Raw genomic sequence first — 14,343 nt, 5'->3', positions numbered from 1 at the left:
CCTGCCGCCTGCTCCCCGCCTCCTGCTACCTTCCGGAATGCCCGTCTGCCCCTTGGTCACTCGCGCCGTGCGCGCCACGCTGCTTCTCGTCGGGGCCGTGATCTCACTCGCGCGTCCCGTGGCCGCGCAGCATCTGCTGCTGCCCATGGACGACGCGCAGCGCAATCACCTCAAGGCGTACGGTGTCACGTACCAGGCGCTCAAGGCCGGGCAGAAGGCCGAGTGGTTGCTCAACTATCGGGGCGGTGCCTTCCTGCTTCCCGACGTGCCCGACCTGCGCAAGCGGGCCGCGCTGGAAGGGGTCAGTGTGGAGCCCATGACCGATGGAGCCGTCGCCGCGGTGCGGGCGGAGATCGCCGGCGGCAACATGGACGCCGTCGTGCTCGAACGGTCGCCCAAGATTGCCATCTACCGTCCCGTCGATCAGCCACCCTGGGACGACGCGGTCACCCTCGCCCTCACCTACGCCGGCATCGACTTCGCGTCCGTGTGGGACAACGAGGTGCTCAAGGGCGATCTGTCCAAGTACGACTGGGTGCATCTGCACCACGAGGACTTCACCGGGCAGTACAACAAGCTGTATCTCGCCTACCGTGACGCGCCCTGGTTCGTGGCGCAGCGCGAGCGCGACCTCAGCACCGGGCGGCTCTTCGGCAAGGACAACGTACCGGCGCTCAAGAAGGCCGTGGCCGACAACATCCGCGGCTTCGTCGATCGCGGGGGGTTCCTCTTCGCCATGTGCGGGGCCACCGAATCGCTCGACCTGTCCATTGCCTCGCTGGTGGTGGACATTGCCGGGCCGTTTTCCGATGGCACGCCGCCCGACCCGAACGCCGATGCGAAGCTCGACTGGACGCGCGCTCTGGCCTTCCAGGGCGCGCACGTGGAGCCGTCGCCCTATGTGAACGCGCTCAGCGACATTGATGGCCATCAGGTCAACGTGCCGTCGCGGCGGCAGCCGCTGGGCACCTTTTCGCTCTTCGGCTTCAGTGCCAAGCTCGATCCCGTGGCCACCATGCTGGTGCAGAATCATCGCACCGTAGTCGCCGACTTTTACGGGGTGACCACGAGCTTCAACAAGGCGGTGGTGAAGCGCAACGTGACCGTGCTGGCGCAGGAGGAAGGGGCGCCATGGTCCAAGTATCTGCACGGCGACTACGGCAAGGGCTCGTGGACCTTCCTCGGCGGACACGATCCCGAGGATCCGCAGCACGCGATCGGCAGTGCCCCCACCGATCTGTCGTTGCACCCCAATTCTCCGGGGTACCGTCTCATCCTCAACAACGTGCTGTTCCCGGCCGCCAAGAAGAAGCCGCGGAAGACGTGACGGGACCGTGATGGCGCAGGTGGCAGGAGAAGCGCGGCTGCTGCCCAAGGCGGCGGCCGCCATTCGTACGCAGATCCGGTTGCACGGCGGCAACGAAGTGTGCTTCGTGTGCACCGTGGACGACCAGGGCCAGGTGGCCACCGCGCGCAAGGTCGCGGCGGGCGACGTGCAGAGTGTGCTGGCCCTGCCCGGCGTGGCCGATCGCGGCGAACTGCTGGTGCACAACCACCCCTCGGGCGAACTCACCCCGAGCGACGCCGACATGGAGGTGGCGTACCGCCTCCACATGAACGGGGTGGGCTTCGCCATCGTGGACAACGACGCCACGCGCATCTACTTCGTGACGGAGATTCCCGAGGGGCGCACGCTGGTGCCCGTCGATCCGGACGACGTGGATGTGCAGCTTGGCCCCCACGGCCTCATTGCGCAGGCCATGCGCCGCGTGCACGGGGCGCGCGACTACGAAGACCGTCCGAGTCAGCGCGCCATGGCGGCCGAGGTGGTGACGGCGTTCAACGAAGGGGGCGTGGCGCTGCTCGAGGCCGGCACGGGCGTGGGCAAGTCGCTGGGGTACCTGGTGCCGGCACTGCGCTGGGCGGCTGCCAATGGCGAGCGCACCGTGGTGAGCACCAATACCATCACGCTGCAGGAGCAGCTGGTAGCCAAGGACCTCCCGTTCCTGCAGCGCGCGCTCACCGATCAACCGGTGCGCTTCGCACTGCTCAAGGGGTGGCGCAACTACCTGTGTCTGTACCGGCTGCAGCAGGCGCAGGGGGCGGGGGCGGCGCTCTTCGAGGACAATGCGTCCGGCGAAGTGGCGAAGATTGCCGAGTGGGCGCAGCGCACCAAGGATGGCTCGCTGAGCGATCTGGGGACGGCGCCGCGGGCGGACATCTGGGACGAGGTCTCGGCAGAGCCCGACCTGTGCGGACGGCTCAAGTGCGAGTTCTACGCCGACTGTTTCCTCTTCAAGGCGCGCAAGGAAGCGGCGAACGCCGACATCGTGGTGGTGAACCACCACCTGCTGTTGTCCGACGTGGCGGTGCGGCGGCAGGCACAGAACTGGGATGAGGCCGCCGTGCTGCCGGCATACAAGCGTCTGGTGATCGACGAGGGACATCATCTCGAGGATGCGGCGGCCTCGCATCTGGGCAGTTCCATCACCCGGCGCGCACTGGCGCGCATGTTCAACCGGCTCGAACGGCGTGGCAAGGGGCTGTTGCCCGCATTGGCCGCGCGCTTGGCCGGCGCCAAGGACCTGCTCAGCGTGGCGAGCCTCGATCTCGTGCAGGAGCGGCTGCTCTCCAGCACCCTCACGGCGCGCGACCGCGTGCAGCTGCTCTTCGAGCTGCTCGCTGCCGTGCTGGAAATGCAGGGTACGGCGGTCATGCGACTCACCGGGGAGTTCCAGCAGCATGATCTGTGGCGCAACGGCATCGAAGGCACGCTCAAGGAACTGCTCACGGAAATCGACGCGCTGGCCACCGGACTCAAGGTGGTGCGTGACCGTCTCGAGAGCGACCAGAAGCGCGCGGAGGAGCTCGCCCCGCTGCTCAACGAAGTGCGGGCGGTGCTGCGCCGACTGCAGAGTGCCGGCGACGCCTTGGCCAAGGGGCTCATGCCACCCGCCGACGGGCCGCCGGTGGTGCGCTGGATGGAGTTCCAGGGCAAGCCGACACCCAACGAGCGCAACGTGGCCGTGCATTGCGTACCGCTCGATCTGGCGCCGGTGCTGCGCGAGGATCTGTTCGAGCGCGTGGAAACGGCCGTGATCACCAGCGCCACGCTGGCCACGCACGGCGGGTTTGCGTTCCTCGAGGAACGGTTGGGCATTGCCGACGCGCGGCGAACGAAACGGGCGGCGATGTTCCCCTCACCCTTCGACTATCCCCGTCAGGCGGTGCTGGTGGTGCCCACCGATCTGCCGGCGCCCAACGAACAGCCGCGCGAGCATTTCGCCGCGGTGTGCCGTCAGCTGCGTGACCTCATGACGGCCAGCGATGGTGGACTGTTTGCGCTGTTCACGAGCCACCGCGATGTCCGTGAGGCGGCGGAATGGCTGCGCGGGCCGGGGCAGGGGGGCGCGTGGCCGCTGCTGGTGCATGGTGAGGAACCACGGGACGTGCTGTTGCAGCGTTTCCGCGACAGCGGGCGCGCGGTGCTGCTGGGGACCGCCACCTTCTGGGAAGGAGTGGACGTGCCGGGGGACGCCCTGCGCGGGCTGCTCATTGCCAAGCTGCCGTTTCGCGTGCCCACCGAACCCATGGTGGCCGCGCAATGCGAGGCCATCGAGGCGCGCGGCGGCAACAGCTTTGGCGAGTTCATGCTGCCGCACGCCTCGTTGCGGCTCAAGCAGGGATTCGGCCGACTCATTCGCACCGCCACCGACGCCGGCGTGGTGGTGCTCAGCGACCCGCGGGTGATCAGCAAACGCTATGGCCGCGAGTTGCTCGACGCGCTGCCGCCGGCCAGGCGACTGGTGGGCGCGTGGGGAGAGGTGCGCGGGGAAATGGCGAGGTTCTACCGGGGGGAACGGCAGCAGCGTAAAGAGTCATGAGTTGCCTCCCAACAGCACGTCGCGAACCGGGGCTTCTGCTGGCGCAGTGCGGTCAGGAGGTAACACTTTACCCTGTACGCTTCTGCTGTTCGCCCCCACCCCGATCTCCCCGATGACCATGCATCGCCCCTCCAAGATCGTCTGCGTCGGTCGCAATTATCTCCTGCACGCCAAGGAAATGGGCAACGACCTGCCGGCGGAACCGTTGCTGTTCCTCAAGCCGCCCTCGTCCATCATTCGCGAAGGCGAGGCCATCGTGCTTCACCCGGTGTCCACGCACATCGAGTACGAGGGGGAGATCGCCATCGTGATGGGCGCACGGCTCAGCCGGGCGGCCAGTGAAGCCGAGGCGGTGGCCGCCATGGGCGGCGTGGTGGCACTCAACGACGTGACCGCGCGTGACCTGCAGAAGAACGACGGGCAGTGGGCGCGGGCGAAGGGACTCGACACCTTCTGCCCCATTGGCGAACCGGTGCCGGCGCCGGCCGACCTCGACGCCATCGAGCTGGTCACGCGCCTCAACGGGGTGGAAGTGCAGCGGGCCCGGGGTGGGGACATGGCGTTCCGCATCCCGTTCCTGCTGCACTACATCTCGCAGTACCTCACCCTCGAACCCGGCGATGTGGTGGCCACGGGCACCCCGCACGGGGTGGGGCGGTTGTCCCCGGGTGACGTCGTCGAGGTGGAACTGGTTGGCTTGAGCCGGGTGTCAAATCCGGTAGTAGCCGCCAGCTGACCGCCCGCCCCCCTCCCACCGAGAAATCCGAGTATCTTTCTCGTATGACCCGTCCTCCCGCCCAGACGCCGCCGCCAGACGGCCGTCCTTCCGGCCCTGCCGAGCGGGGGGATGGCGTAGGTGCGGGAAGGCGCCGTGGTACAAAGGGGTCGCTGGGGGAGCGTCTGGCCGGGCTGCCGCGTGGCGAGCAGCGTTCCCCGCGGGCCGTGGCCGTGGCCGTGGCGCTGCACGTGCTGGTGGGTGCCGCGCTCATTCAGTCGCTGTCCCTGGGGTATGGCCTGCCGCAGTGGCTGCAGTTCGATGGGCGTGAGGCAAGCCGCGAGGAGCGCCTCACGTACATCGCCCCTGCGCCGCCCAAGACGGAGCCCCAGGCCGAGGTGCGTCGGCCGGTGACCGAACCGCCTGTGGTGCAGCGTCCGTCGGCACTCCCGTTCAATCAGCAGGCCGACAGCCGTCCCGCTGGCCCACCGCCCCCTGCGGCCCCGACGCCGCGCGACACCGGCAGTGGCGGGACCGTGGGCAACGGCATTGGCGCGCTCGACCCCAATGTGCGAGGCGTACGCCCCGGCTACACCGATGAGCGCGTCTGGCGTGGTCCCGTGGGGCAGGGCGGGGCTGGGGGCACCGGCATTGCGTCGGGTGACCGGGCCGACAAGCTGGATAGCATCATGGCCGGCATGCTCACCGCTGCGCGCGATTCGCTCGACTCGCTCAACCGGGCGCAGGGGCGCGGACAGTACGGGCGCGCCCCCGGCGACTGGACCAAGACCGACAAGAGCGGCAACAAGTGGGGATGGGACCAGCAGGGCATTCGCCTGGGGAAGGTCATGATTCCCAATGCGCTGCTCGCGTTGCTCCCCCTCAATGCCGCCACCGCCGCCGGGATGTCGGCCAATCCTGCGGGGATGGCCAATGCCGCGCGCATCAACGCGGGACGTGCGGACATTCAGCGCATGTCCGAACGCGGCATGGGCGAGGCCGAGTTCAAGCGCATCGTGAAGGAAATGGACAAGCGCCGCGACGCCGAACGACGCGAGCGACTGCGCGCGCCCAGCGCGAGTCTGGCGGCGCCCCTCAAGGCCGAGCCGAAGAGCGTCGACAAGCAGTAGCGCTGTGCTACTGCCGCAGGTACGCCACCGCCTCGGCGATGCGCGCCAGTGAGCGCTCGCGGCCCACATACAGCAGCACGTCGAAGATGCCGGGGCTCACCGTCAGGCCGGTAAGCGCCACACGCAGCGGCTGGAAGATCTTGCCACCCGAAATCCCACGCTCCTCGGCGAGCTTGCGCAGCCCTTCCTCCATGGCCGCCGGCTCCCACGTCTCGAGAGAAGCGAGCCGTTCCCGCGTGGCATCGAGAATGTCGGCGGTTGCCGCCGCATCGCGCCACTGCTTGCTCACCGCCTCGGGGTCGTACTCCACCGACTCCACGAAGAACGGGCGTGACTGGGCCACGATTTCGTCGGTCAGTCGCGCGCGAATGCGCAGCAGCTCCAGCACGCCGCAGAACCAGTCATGACGCGCCTGCAGGTCGGCCACCGAGCTCAATCCCGCGCGCTCCACGAGGGGGGCAACGATGGCGGCCAGCTGGTCGATGGGGATCTGCGCGAGATGCTGGCCGTTCATCCACTCCAGCTTCTTCGTGTCGAACACCGCCGCCTTGGCGTGCAGGCCATGCACGCTGAAGCGCTCGATGAGTTCAGGCACGGTCATCACTTCGGTGTCGTCGCCGGGCGACCAGCCAAGCAGCGCCAGGAAGTTGAGCATGGCCTGCGGCAACAGCCCCTGGTGCTGGTAGTCGCCCACCGCCGTGGCCCCGTGACGCTTCGACAGCTTCTTGCCATCGGTACCGTGAATCATGGGCACGTGGCCGAACTGCGGCACCTCGGCCCCGAGCGCCCGATAGAGCAGGATCTGCTTGGGGGTGTTGGAGATGTGGTCGTCGCCGCGCATGACCAGCGTGATGCCCATGGCGATGTCGTCGGACACGACCGCCATGTTGTACACGGGTGTGCCGTCGGACCGGAGGATGATGAAGTCCTCGATGTCCTTGTTGGGGAAGGCAATGCGGCCGTGCACCAGATCGGGCCACTCCGTCGTGCCCTCGGGGACGCGGAAGCGGATGGCATAGGGCTCGTTGTTGGCGAGCTTCTCGGCCAACGCCTCCGGGCTCAACTCCGCCATCGTGCGATCGAACTTGAACGCATCACCACGGGCCTCCGCCTCGGCGCGCAGTCGCTCGAGCTCGCTGGCTGGTGTGAAGTCGCGGTACGCGGCCCCCGCGTCGAGCAGGCGGTGCGCGTCGGCGTAGTGCCGGGCCACGTTGGCCCCCTGATAGACGACCTCCTCATCCCAGGAGAGGCCAAGCCACTCCAGGCCTTCGAAGATGGCGCGCGTGCTTTCGTCGGTGCTGCGCTGGCGGTCGGTATCCTCGATGCGCAGCAGGAAGTCGCCGTCGTACTTCCGGGCGTACAGCCAGTTGAAGAGCGCCGTACGCGCACCGCCCACGTGCAGGAAGCCCGTGGGCGAGGGGGCAAAGCGCACGCGCGGGCGCTTACCGGAAGACGCAGCCGTCATGAAGGATACAGACCGAAGAGGGTCGGAATTCGCCGAGAAGTCGGAACAAAAAAAGCGCGGGCCCGCCGGATACCCGGCGGACCCGCGGCACGGAGAGAGCGGGATTCGAACCCGCGATAGGGGTTGACCCCCTATGCCGGTTTAGCAAACCGGTGCCTTCAGCCTCTCGGCCATCTCTCCTCACCCCTCGAGGACGCCCTGAATCCGTTGCCGGACAACAGGTTGGGCGCCCTACGCCACCTTGGCTCCGAAGAACCACGACGGAGCGGAAATGTAGTCGGGGGCGCGTTGCAGAAGCAATGGCAACGGCGCGTGTCCTGTGGACCCGATGATGGCGGGTACGTGTGCCATGCGCCGCCATGACGGCTACGCGCGCTAGAAGTCTACGCGCCAGAGCTTGCCGTTGGCGCCACCGATCCACACCTGCCGTCCCACGGCGGACACCCCGGTGGTCACGTCGGTGGTAATCGTGGTCCAGCTGCGCCCTTCGTCGAGCGTGTAGAAGGCGCCGCCAAATCCCACCGCCACGGCTGCACCAGGCCCCGCGCCGGGCACCCAGGTCACGCCGGCGAGCGCTCCGGGGCGGGGCGGGCGTGATCGCATGGACCAGGTCCGACCGCTGTCCGTGGTGATGCCCACGACACTCTGTGCCGAATCGGTGCGCAGGCGGCTCATGTCGCCGGCCACCGCGATGCCGCGTTGTGCGTCGGCAAACGACAGCCCCGAGAGTCCGGCGGAGATGCCGCGGGCAAAGGGCGTGTTCTCGGTCGTCCATCGACGGCCGCCGTCACGGCTGCGGAAGATGCGCGCGCCGGGCGACCCCGTGGCGATGTACACCGTGTTGGCATCCCCGTGCACCACGCAGAGGCCACTGGCGGCGAACGCCCCTTCACCGGGGAGCGGCGCCGGGACGGCCGTGGGGGCAAGCAGTTTCCAGGTGCGTCCGGCGTCTTCGGTGCGCAGGATGTTGGTGCGCTGCGGCGACGCGTCGCCGTACGCCACTCCCGTGGTGGACGATCCGAACGAGAAGCAGTCGTAGAACGCCGCCGTGTCGGCGTTGAGGAATTGCAGGCGCCAGGTGGCACCACCGTTGGTCGTGCGATAGATGCGCGACTTGGGCCCGCTGCCGGCAGAGAGGATCCAGGCGGTGTCGGCATGCACGGCGTGAATGTCGCGAAACTCGAGCGAGTCACCGGCCGGCGTTTCGAGCCGTTCCCAGCTGCGTCCGCCGTCGCGCGAGCGCACGACGGTGCCCTTGTGTCCCGACGCCCACACCACCTGTGCGTTCACGGCATGCACGGCCTGCAGGAGCGCCGAGGCCGCGCTGGGCAACTCGGTGACCCGCGGAGCCGGTGGCTGCGCCCTGCCCACGGCGGCGACCGCGCACAGCACCAGCAACGAACCACGCGAGGGAGTGCTCATAACGGGGGGAGTGGGATTCGAACCCACGGTACCGTTGCCGGTACGCCGGTTTTCAAGACCGGAGCCATAAACCACTCGACCATCCCCCCTGTCCGGCCGGCGCGCGAACGCCACCGCCGTCTCGGCAAAATGGCCTGTCGTCAGCGCCCGGGCAACGCCGGCAAGGCATCCACGAACCGGATCATCTGTTCGCGATGGGCCGGGGTAGGCAGGCGCCCAATGCCGCCGCCAATGTTGTCGATCATGTTCTTCGCCTGGCTCGTGGCCGGCGTCACCGCCGTAATGGCCGGGTGAGACAGGCAGAACTTGAGAAAGAACTGCGCATAGGTGGTGGCGTCGAATTCCCGCGCCCACTCCGGCAACGGGGTATTGGCTGCCCGGCGGAAGAGGCTGGTGCGACCGAATGGGGCGTAGGCGAGCACGGCGATCTTCCGCTGCTGCGCGAGCGGCAGGATGACCTCCTCCACGTCGCGATTGTCGGCGGCGTAGTCCACGCCGATGAAGTCGAGCGGCTCGTTGCGCATCACGTCGATGAGCGACGCGTACTGGTTGGGGAACGTGGTGGTGATGCCCACGTAGCGCACCGTGCCGGCCTTCTTGAACTCGCGCGCCACCTTCAGCTGCGTTGGCGGGTCGCCCATGTTGTGCACCTGCAGGAGGTCGATCTTTGGCTGCGCGAAGCGCGCCAGACTCGTCTCGATCTGTGCGCGCGCCGCCGCGGGGTCGGCGGCGGCGCCCCCGCGGCCGGCCACGTTCACCTTGGTGGCCCAGAACAGCGTGCCGGCAATGCCCATCTGGTTCACGAGCGTGGCCGCGACAGCCTCCGACGCGCCATAGGACGGCGCCGTGTCGAAGACGCGTGCTCCGCGATCGACCATGGCCTGAAAGACCGCCCGCAGCGCGGTGACGTCCTCCGAGCGGGCCACGCTCGCAAACGTCGCCGAACTCCCCAGCCCGATGACGGGAATCGTTTCGCCGGTGGCAGGAATGGCGCGCTGCAGCAGCGTACCCTGAGGCAGCGCCGCCAGCGCCCGAAGCACATGCGGCGTGAGGCCGAGTGAGGCACCGACGCCGGCGGTGCCAACGAGGAAATCGCGACGGGAGATCATGCGGGAAATATGTTGCGCCCCCCTGACTTCCCGCATCCTGCGGGAGGTGCCAGACTCCATCCCATGCTCACGCTTCGCGCGCCCTATCTGCTGTTCCTCGGTGGTGCACAGCACCTCACCGACGCCAAGACCGCCTTTGGGCTGCGCGACTGGTGCCCGGACAAGGTGTGCGGCGAATGGAGCCTGCCCGAGTGCACGGTCTCGCTCGGCTTGCCACGCCGTTCTCCGGCCGCCGCGGCCGCCGCGGGGGCCGGAAGCCTGGTTATCGGGGTGGCGTCGGTAGGTGGCACGCTCCCGCCGGCCTGGCAGGGTGATCTGCTTGCCGCCATGGCCGCCGGACTCGATGTGGTGAGTGGCATGCACACGCGACTGACCGCCTTCCCCCAGCTGGTCGAGGCCGCCGCGCGCCACGGGGTACGACTGGTGGACGTGCGCCACGGTTCGCAGTCGTTCGCCGCCGGCACCGGACGCAAGCGCACCGGCCTGCGCATCGCCACGGTGGGTACCGACTGCGCCCTGGGGAAGAAATACACCGCGCTGGCGCTCACGCAGGCGCTCACGGCGCGTGGGGCCCGCGCCACCTTTCGGGCCACCGGGCAGACCGGCATCATGATTGCCGGCAGCGGCATTGCCATTGACGCCGTGGTGGCGGATTTCGTGGCGGGAGCGGCCGAGGCGCTTTCTCCCGACAACGACCCGGCGCACTTCGATGTCATTGAGGGGCAGGGGTCGCTGTTTCACCCGGCCTACGCGGGCGTCACGCTGGGACTGCTGCACGGCTCGCAGCCCGACTGGATCGTGCTCTGTCACGACGCCTCGCGCCTGCACATCGAGCACCGGCCCCAGTTCCGCATTCCGCCGCTCGCCAACGCCGCGGCCCAGTATCTCGAAGCGGCGCGGGTCACCAATCAGGCGGTGCAGCTTGCCGGGGTATCGGTCAATTCGTCGTCCCTGTCAACCGAGGCATGGCAGGCCTACCGGGAGCGGGTGGCCGAGGAAGTGGGGGTTCCCGTCTGCGATCCCCTGCGCGGTGGGCTCGAGCCGATCGTTTCGCGCGTTCTTGGTGTATAGTCCGGTGGTGCCCCGCACCGCGCCGCCCGTCCCTGGCAGGCGGAGCGGCGGCGGCCACACGGTAACACGTCCCTCAGCTTCCCGGTTCATGCGCACCAACAATCCCGTCCTTTCGCGCTTCGCGGATACCGCGCGCGAAACCTTCGGCCTCGTTTCTCCCGGCGCCATGACCGTGGCCGGGACGGCGGGCAAAGCCATGCTGCTGCTGGCCGTCGTGGTTTTTTCGGCCGCGATCACCTGGCAGCAGGTGGCTGGCGGCCGTCCCGAACTGGTCATGCCTGCCATGCTCGTTGGTGGTCTGGGCGGTTTCGTGTTCGCCCTCGTGACCAGCTTCCGCCCCCAGTGGGCGCCGTGGACCGCCCCCATCTACGCGTCGCTGGAAGGGATCTTCCTGGGCGCCATCTCGGCGCTCTACAACACGCGCTTCGCCGGGCTGCCGCAGCAGGCGGTGCTGCTCACCTTCGGGGTCGCGGCGGGCGTGCTCGTGCTCTATCGGCTGCGCGTGCTGCGCGCGACGGCCGGCTTCAAGCGCATGATGCTTGGCGCCGTCATCGGCATCGGCCTCTTCTACCTCGGTTCCTTCCTGCTGTCCCTCTTCGGGGTACAGGTGGGCTACTTCACCAGCACGAGCTGGCTGGCCATTGGCGTCAACGTGGCCATTGCCGGCGTCGCGGCCCTCAATCTGGTGCTCGACTTCGACCGCATCGAGGAAGGGGCGCGCATGGGGGCACCGAAGGCGATGGAGTGGTTTGCCGCCTTCGGCCTCATGGTCACCCTGATCTGGCTGTATCTCGAACTGCTGCGGCTGCTCTCGCGGTTGCAGGGGCGCCGCGACTGACGGCGCGGTCTGCCTCGCCCCGTATCTCGCGTCGCCATTGCCCGCTCACCGTCCATTCGGTGAGCGGGCACTGTGCATCTGCTCCCGCAACTCGCGCAGCACGGCTGCGGTGATGTCGGCCTTGTCGTCGGCATCGAAGATGACCTGATCATTCGACCGATCGAGCACGAGGTCGTACCCGGCACGCAGGCGCACGGCGCGTACGGCGGCCCGCACCCGCTCGCGCAACGGCTGCTGCAGTTCGGCCTGCCGCGTGAGAATCACATGGTCGAGGTTGGCGGCCATTTCCTCCACCAGCAGCTCGCGCGCGCGCAGGTGCATGGCCGTGGCCTCGCGCTGCCGCGGTGTCAGGCGTGCTTCGTGGCGTACGAATTCGTCGAGTGCCGCGCGCAGTGAATCGGTGGCGGCATTGAGCAGCGTGCGCGCCTTCGCCTGCTCGAGCGCGAATTCCGATTCGGCCGCAGAACGCTCGGGCATGGAGTCGAACACCACCCGCGCGTTGAATACGGCCACGCGAAGCGCAGGCACGGCGCCCTTGGCCCGCGCTGACGCTCCGGAGCCCTGTGCCTCGGCGGTGCCCGCCAAGGCGAGTGACGCGAGCGCCATGGCCGCCACGCCATGGCGCAGCAGTTCCAGCGCGCGGGAGCGGCGATTCCGGGACTGGTGATTCCGGGACGGGCGCATCAGCGCATCCCCACCGCGCGCGGCCCACTGCGACGCGGGGGCTCGCTGGCGGCCATGGCCGCCTTGGCCAGCGCCACGAAGCGCACGGAACTGTCCAGGTCCACGCCGTACAGCACGAACCGCCGCGAAATGGTCACGATGCGTACCAGCGGCAGCTCGGCGTCGGGGACCATGTCCACCCGTCGCAGGTGCTCGGCGGGCACCCAGTGCGCGCGCGCGCGCACGCGGTCGAACCCTTCATCGGTGAGGGTGGCAATGAGCACCCCCCGCGTGGTGACCACCCAGACCGGGCGCCCCTCGCGTGTCACGCGGCCGCGCGTATACGTGATGATGTGCGAGCCGTTGGTGAGCCACGCCTCGATGGCGTCACGCTCCTGTTCGGTAAGCGGCTCGTTGCGACGGGGCAGGTGACGATCGGCAGACAACAACCGCATACGCCCGCGCCACGGTGTTTCCAGCGCTTCGTGCATCGGCATCCCCTCCAGGGGGCGGTGCCGTGCGGGGAAATCGCCAGGGAAAGCGAGACGCCGCACGACACAGGGTGTGCGGTGGTCTCGCGCAATGCGGATGACTCCGCACGCGGCCGACCGGAGACTCGCGTCTCGTGATGACGGTCGACCGCTCCCGTGACCGGCACGGGCGGCTACTCCCCAACCAGGATGCGATCGCGATGGCGATCACACCGTCACGTTAGGGCGCCGCCACGGGGGCAACAAGCGGTGAACGATTCGGATTTTCGGGCCCGATACATTCACGCGGCGAATGCTTGGACGGTTACTTCGGCCAGCCCGTGGTGGGAATGCCCGTGATGCGGAGCGCGTTCTGGTAGTACACCTTCTTGAGTACCACGTCGGGCAGGTCGATGCCGTACAGCTTCCAGAACGCGTGGTAGTCCCGGTAATAGTCGAAGTAGTCGTCGCGCGTTTCGAGCACACGCCAGTAGTACGGATACTCCTCCGGCTGGTAGCTGTCCTTGCCGAAGAGAATGCGGTCCTGATACTTCACGAAGAAATCGTGGGCGGCGCGCGGCTGGCGGCCAATGTCGTAGAGCACCGCCCCCATCTCCCCCAGCACGTTCGGCATCGCGTCGAACATGCGCCCAAGCCGGCCCAGATCGTTGGCGTGCCATCCCAGATGCGCCGCCACGAACGTGGTTTGCGGATTGGCCTTGAAGAGGCTGTCCCGTTCGGCCATGAGCTGTTCGAAGCTTGGGTACCGATCCTGCGGGTAGCGCCGCTCCGGGAAGAGGGACTGCTCGAGCCACCGTTCGTTGGTGTAGTCAACGGGGCGGAAGAACTCCTGCGGGTCGGCCGTGTGGATGAACACCGGGAGCTTGAGGCGGGCGGCCGCGGCCCACACCGGCTTGAGCTCGGGATCGTTCAGCGTGAGGCGCGAGCCATCAGCCTTGCGTGTGGAGAGGCCGAAGCCCTTGCCCACCTCGCCAATGCCCACCGCCCCCGCCTTCTTGTCGGCTTCCATCTGGGCCACCGCCTTCTCCGCCCAGCCAGGGGTCCCCACGCCGGCGAAGTTGATGCCGGTGAGGAAACGCACGCGGTCCTTCATGGTGGGCGTGCTGTTCACGATGGCGATGCCGCGGGTGAGCGCCTCGCCACTCACGTTGTTGGCCACGAGCATGAGGCGCACGCCGATCGAATCGAGCTGCTTGCCCATACGCTCGATGGCGTCCACGCTCCCCAGCTGTCCGGACGGGTGCCCGTGGAAATCCACAACGGGAAACTTGGCCTTCATGCGCATCGTGGCCGGCACCTTGAGCGTGCTCCTGGGCCGATAGTCCACGATGCTTGGCACGGCGCCCTCGGGGGCCAGGCAGGTACGCGGGCGGATCTCCGTGGTGCCCGGGGGGCACTCCTCGCCCGGCTTGATCTGTGTGCCGCCGCGGAACCCCTGCGCCAAGGCCGTACCGGGCAGGGTGAGAAGAGCGAGGGCAGCCATCGGGCGGGCAACGCGGGACACGAACATGCCGGAAACTCCGTCGGTAGGAAAAACGACCGGGACACAGGAATG

12 protein-coding genes and 2 tRNA genes are annotated in these 14,343 nt (G+C 68.2%); 6 read left to right on the top strand and 8 right to left on the bottom strand.

Going from position 1 to position 14,343, the window contains the following annotated elements:
* The first annotated feature begins 37 nt into the window (after positions 1–37).
* From LW840_RS12420 to LW840_RS12405, 4 genes are all read left to right on the top strand, one after another.
* The gene (locus tag LW840_RS12420; RefSeq protein WP_291277077.1) at positions 38–1,327 is read left to right on the top strand and encodes a hypothetical protein; all 1,290 of its coding nucleotides are present in this window, start codon (positions 38–40) and stop codon (positions 1,325–1,327) included.
* 10 nt (positions 1,328–1,337) lie between these two features.
* Positions 1,338–3,884: a helicase C-terminal domain-containing protein gene (locus tag LW840_RS12415; protein WP_291262353.1), complete on the top strand. Its 2,547-nt coding sequence runs from the start codon at positions 1,338–1,340 to the stop codon at positions 3,882–3,884.
* A gap of 112 nt (positions 3,885–3,996) precedes the next feature.
* Entirely contained in the window at positions 3,997–4,620 is a 624-nt protein-coding gene (locus LW840_RS12410) for a fumarylacetoacetate hydrolase family protein (protein WP_291277076.1), read from the top strand.
* A 44-nt stretch (positions 4,621–4,664) separates the two neighbouring features.
* Positions 4,665–5,729, top strand: a complete 1,065-nt coding sequence (locus LW840_RS12405; RefSeq protein ID WP_291266917.1) for a hypothetical protein — start codon at positions 4,665–4,667, stop codon at positions 5,727–5,729.
* A 7-nt stretch (positions 5,730–5,736) separates the two neighbouring features.
* On the opposite strand, the gene gltX is transcribed toward LW840_RS12405, so the two are convergent.
* The 5 genes from gltX to LW840_RS12380 all read right to left on the bottom strand — a co-directional run bounded on the left by gltX (position 5,737) and on the right by LW840_RS12380 (position 9,725).
* Entirely contained in the window at positions 5,737–7,194 is a 1,458-nt protein-coding gene (gene gltX / locus LW840_RS12400; RefSeq protein ID WP_291266916.1) for a glutamate--tRNA ligase, read from the bottom strand.
* Between the two features lie 90 nt (positions 7,195–7,284).
* Positions 7,285–7,374 (bottom strand) — tRNA-Ser (locus tag LW840_RS12395).
* 195 nt (positions 7,375–7,569) lie between these two features.
* Positions 7,570–8,616: a hypothetical protein gene (locus tag LW840_RS12390; RefSeq protein WP_291277075.1), complete on the bottom strand. Its 1,047-nt coding sequence runs from the start codon at positions 8,614–8,616 to the stop codon at positions 7,570–7,572.
* A gap of 2 nt (positions 8,617–8,618) precedes the next feature.
* Positions 8,619–8,705, bottom strand: a tRNA-Ser gene (locus tag LW840_RS12385).
* Between the two features lie 51 nt (positions 8,706–8,756).
* Positions 8,757–9,725 (bottom strand): aldo/keto reductase, encoded by a 969-nt coding sequence (locus LW840_RS12380; protein ID WP_291262317.1) that lies wholly within the window; start codon positions 9,723–9,725, stop codon positions 8,757–8,759.
* A 63-nt stretch (positions 9,726–9,788) separates the two neighbouring features.
* Here LW840_RS12380 and LW840_RS12375 point away from each other — a divergent pair, with 63 nt between their 5' ends.
* Positions 9,789–10,796 carry a DUF1611 domain-containing protein gene (locus tag LW840_RS12375; RefSeq protein WP_291266913.1) on the top strand — a complete coding sequence of 336 codons (1,008 nt, stop codon included), beginning with the start codon at positions 9,789–9,791 and terminating at the stop codon, positions 10,794–10,796.
* A gap of 88 nt (positions 10,797–10,884) precedes the next feature.
* Positions 10,885–11,634 (top strand): Bax inhibitor-1/YccA family protein, encoded by a 750-nt coding sequence (locus LW840_RS12370; RefSeq protein WP_291262315.1) that lies wholly within the window; start codon positions 10,885–10,887, stop codon positions 11,632–11,634.
* Between the two features lie 45 nt (positions 11,635–11,679).
* Here LW840_RS12370 and LW840_RS12365 read toward each other — a convergent pair whose 3' ends face one another.
* The 3 genes from LW840_RS12365 to LW840_RS12355 form a co-directional block, all read right to left on the bottom strand.
* On the bottom strand, positions 11,680–12,318 hold the full coding sequence (locus tag LW840_RS12365) for an OmpH family outer membrane protein (RefSeq protein ID WP_291262314.1): 639 nt from the start codon (positions 12,316–12,318) through the stop codon (positions 11,680–11,682).
* Complete coding sequence (locus LW840_RS12360) at positions 12,318–12,794, bottom strand: hypothetical protein (RefSeq protein WP_291266911.1); 477 nt, start codon at positions 12,792–12,794, stop codon at positions 12,318–12,320. The genes LW840_RS12365 and LW840_RS12360 overlap by 1 nt, the downstream gene beginning before the upstream one ends.
* Before the next feature lie 298 nt (positions 12,795–13,092).
* The gene (locus tag LW840_RS12355; protein ID WP_291262312.1) at positions 13,093–14,298 is read right to left on the bottom strand and encodes an amidohydrolase family protein; all 1,206 of its coding nucleotides are present in this window, start codon (positions 14,296–14,298) and stop codon (positions 13,093–13,095) included.
* Positions 14,299–14,343 lie beyond the last annotated feature (45 nt).

The sequence above is a fragment of the Gemmatimonas sp. genome, from assembly GCF_021298855.1.
In the GTDB taxonomy this organism is placed as follows: Bacteria; Gemmatimonadota; Gemmatimonadetes; order Gemmatimonadales; family Gemmatimonadaceae; genus Gemmatimonas.
This window is presented reverse-complemented; position numbering and strand designations above follow the sequence as displayed.

Coding starts and splice junctions, on each gene's coding strand:
- LW840_RS12420 (WP_291277077.1), top strand. CDS start 38: ATGCCCGTCTGCCCCTTGGTCACTCGCGCCGTGCGCGCCACGCTGCTT.
- LW840_RS12410 (WP_291277076.1), top strand. CDS start 3,997: ATGACCATGCATCGCCCCTCCAAGATCGTCTGCGTCGGTCGCAATTAT.
- LW840_RS12380 (WP_291262317.1), bottom strand. CDS start 9,725: ATGATCTCCCGTCGCGATTTCCTCGTTGGCACCGCCGGCGTCGGTGCC.
- LW840_RS12390 (WP_291277075.1), bottom strand. CDS start 8,616: ATGAGCACTCCCTCGCGTGGTTCGTTGCTGGTGCTGTGCGCGGTCGCC.
- LW840_RS12415 (WP_291262353.1), top strand. CDS start 1,338: ATGGCGCAGGTGGCAGGAGAAGCGCGGCTGCTGCCCAAGGCGGCGGCC.
- LW840_RS12375 (WP_291266913.1), top strand. CDS start 9,789: ATGCTCACGCTTCGCGCGCCCTATCTGCTGTTCCTCGGTGGTGCACAG.
- LW840_RS12365 (WP_291262314.1), bottom strand. CDS start 12,318: ATGCGCCCGTCCCGGAATCACCAGTCCCGGAATCGCCGCTCCCGCGCG.
- LW840_RS12405 (WP_291266917.1), top strand. CDS start 4,665: ATGACCCGTCCTCCCGCCCAGACGCCGCCGCCAGACGGCCGTCCTTCC.
- LW840_RS12360 (WP_291266911.1), bottom strand. CDS start 12,794: ATGCCGATGCACGAAGCGCTGGAAACACCGTGGCGCGGGCGTATGCGG.
- gltX (WP_291266916.1), bottom strand. CDS start 7,194: ATGACGGCTGCGTCTTCCGGTAAGCGCCCGCGCGTGCGCTTTGCCCCC.
- LW840_RS12355 (WP_291262312.1), bottom strand. CDS start 14,298: ATGTTCGTGTCCCGCGTTGCCCGCCCGATGGCTGCCCTCGCTCTTCTC.
- LW840_RS12370 (WP_291262315.1), top strand. CDS start 10,885: ATGCGCACCAACAATCCCGTCCTTTCGCGCTTCGCGGATACCGCGCGC.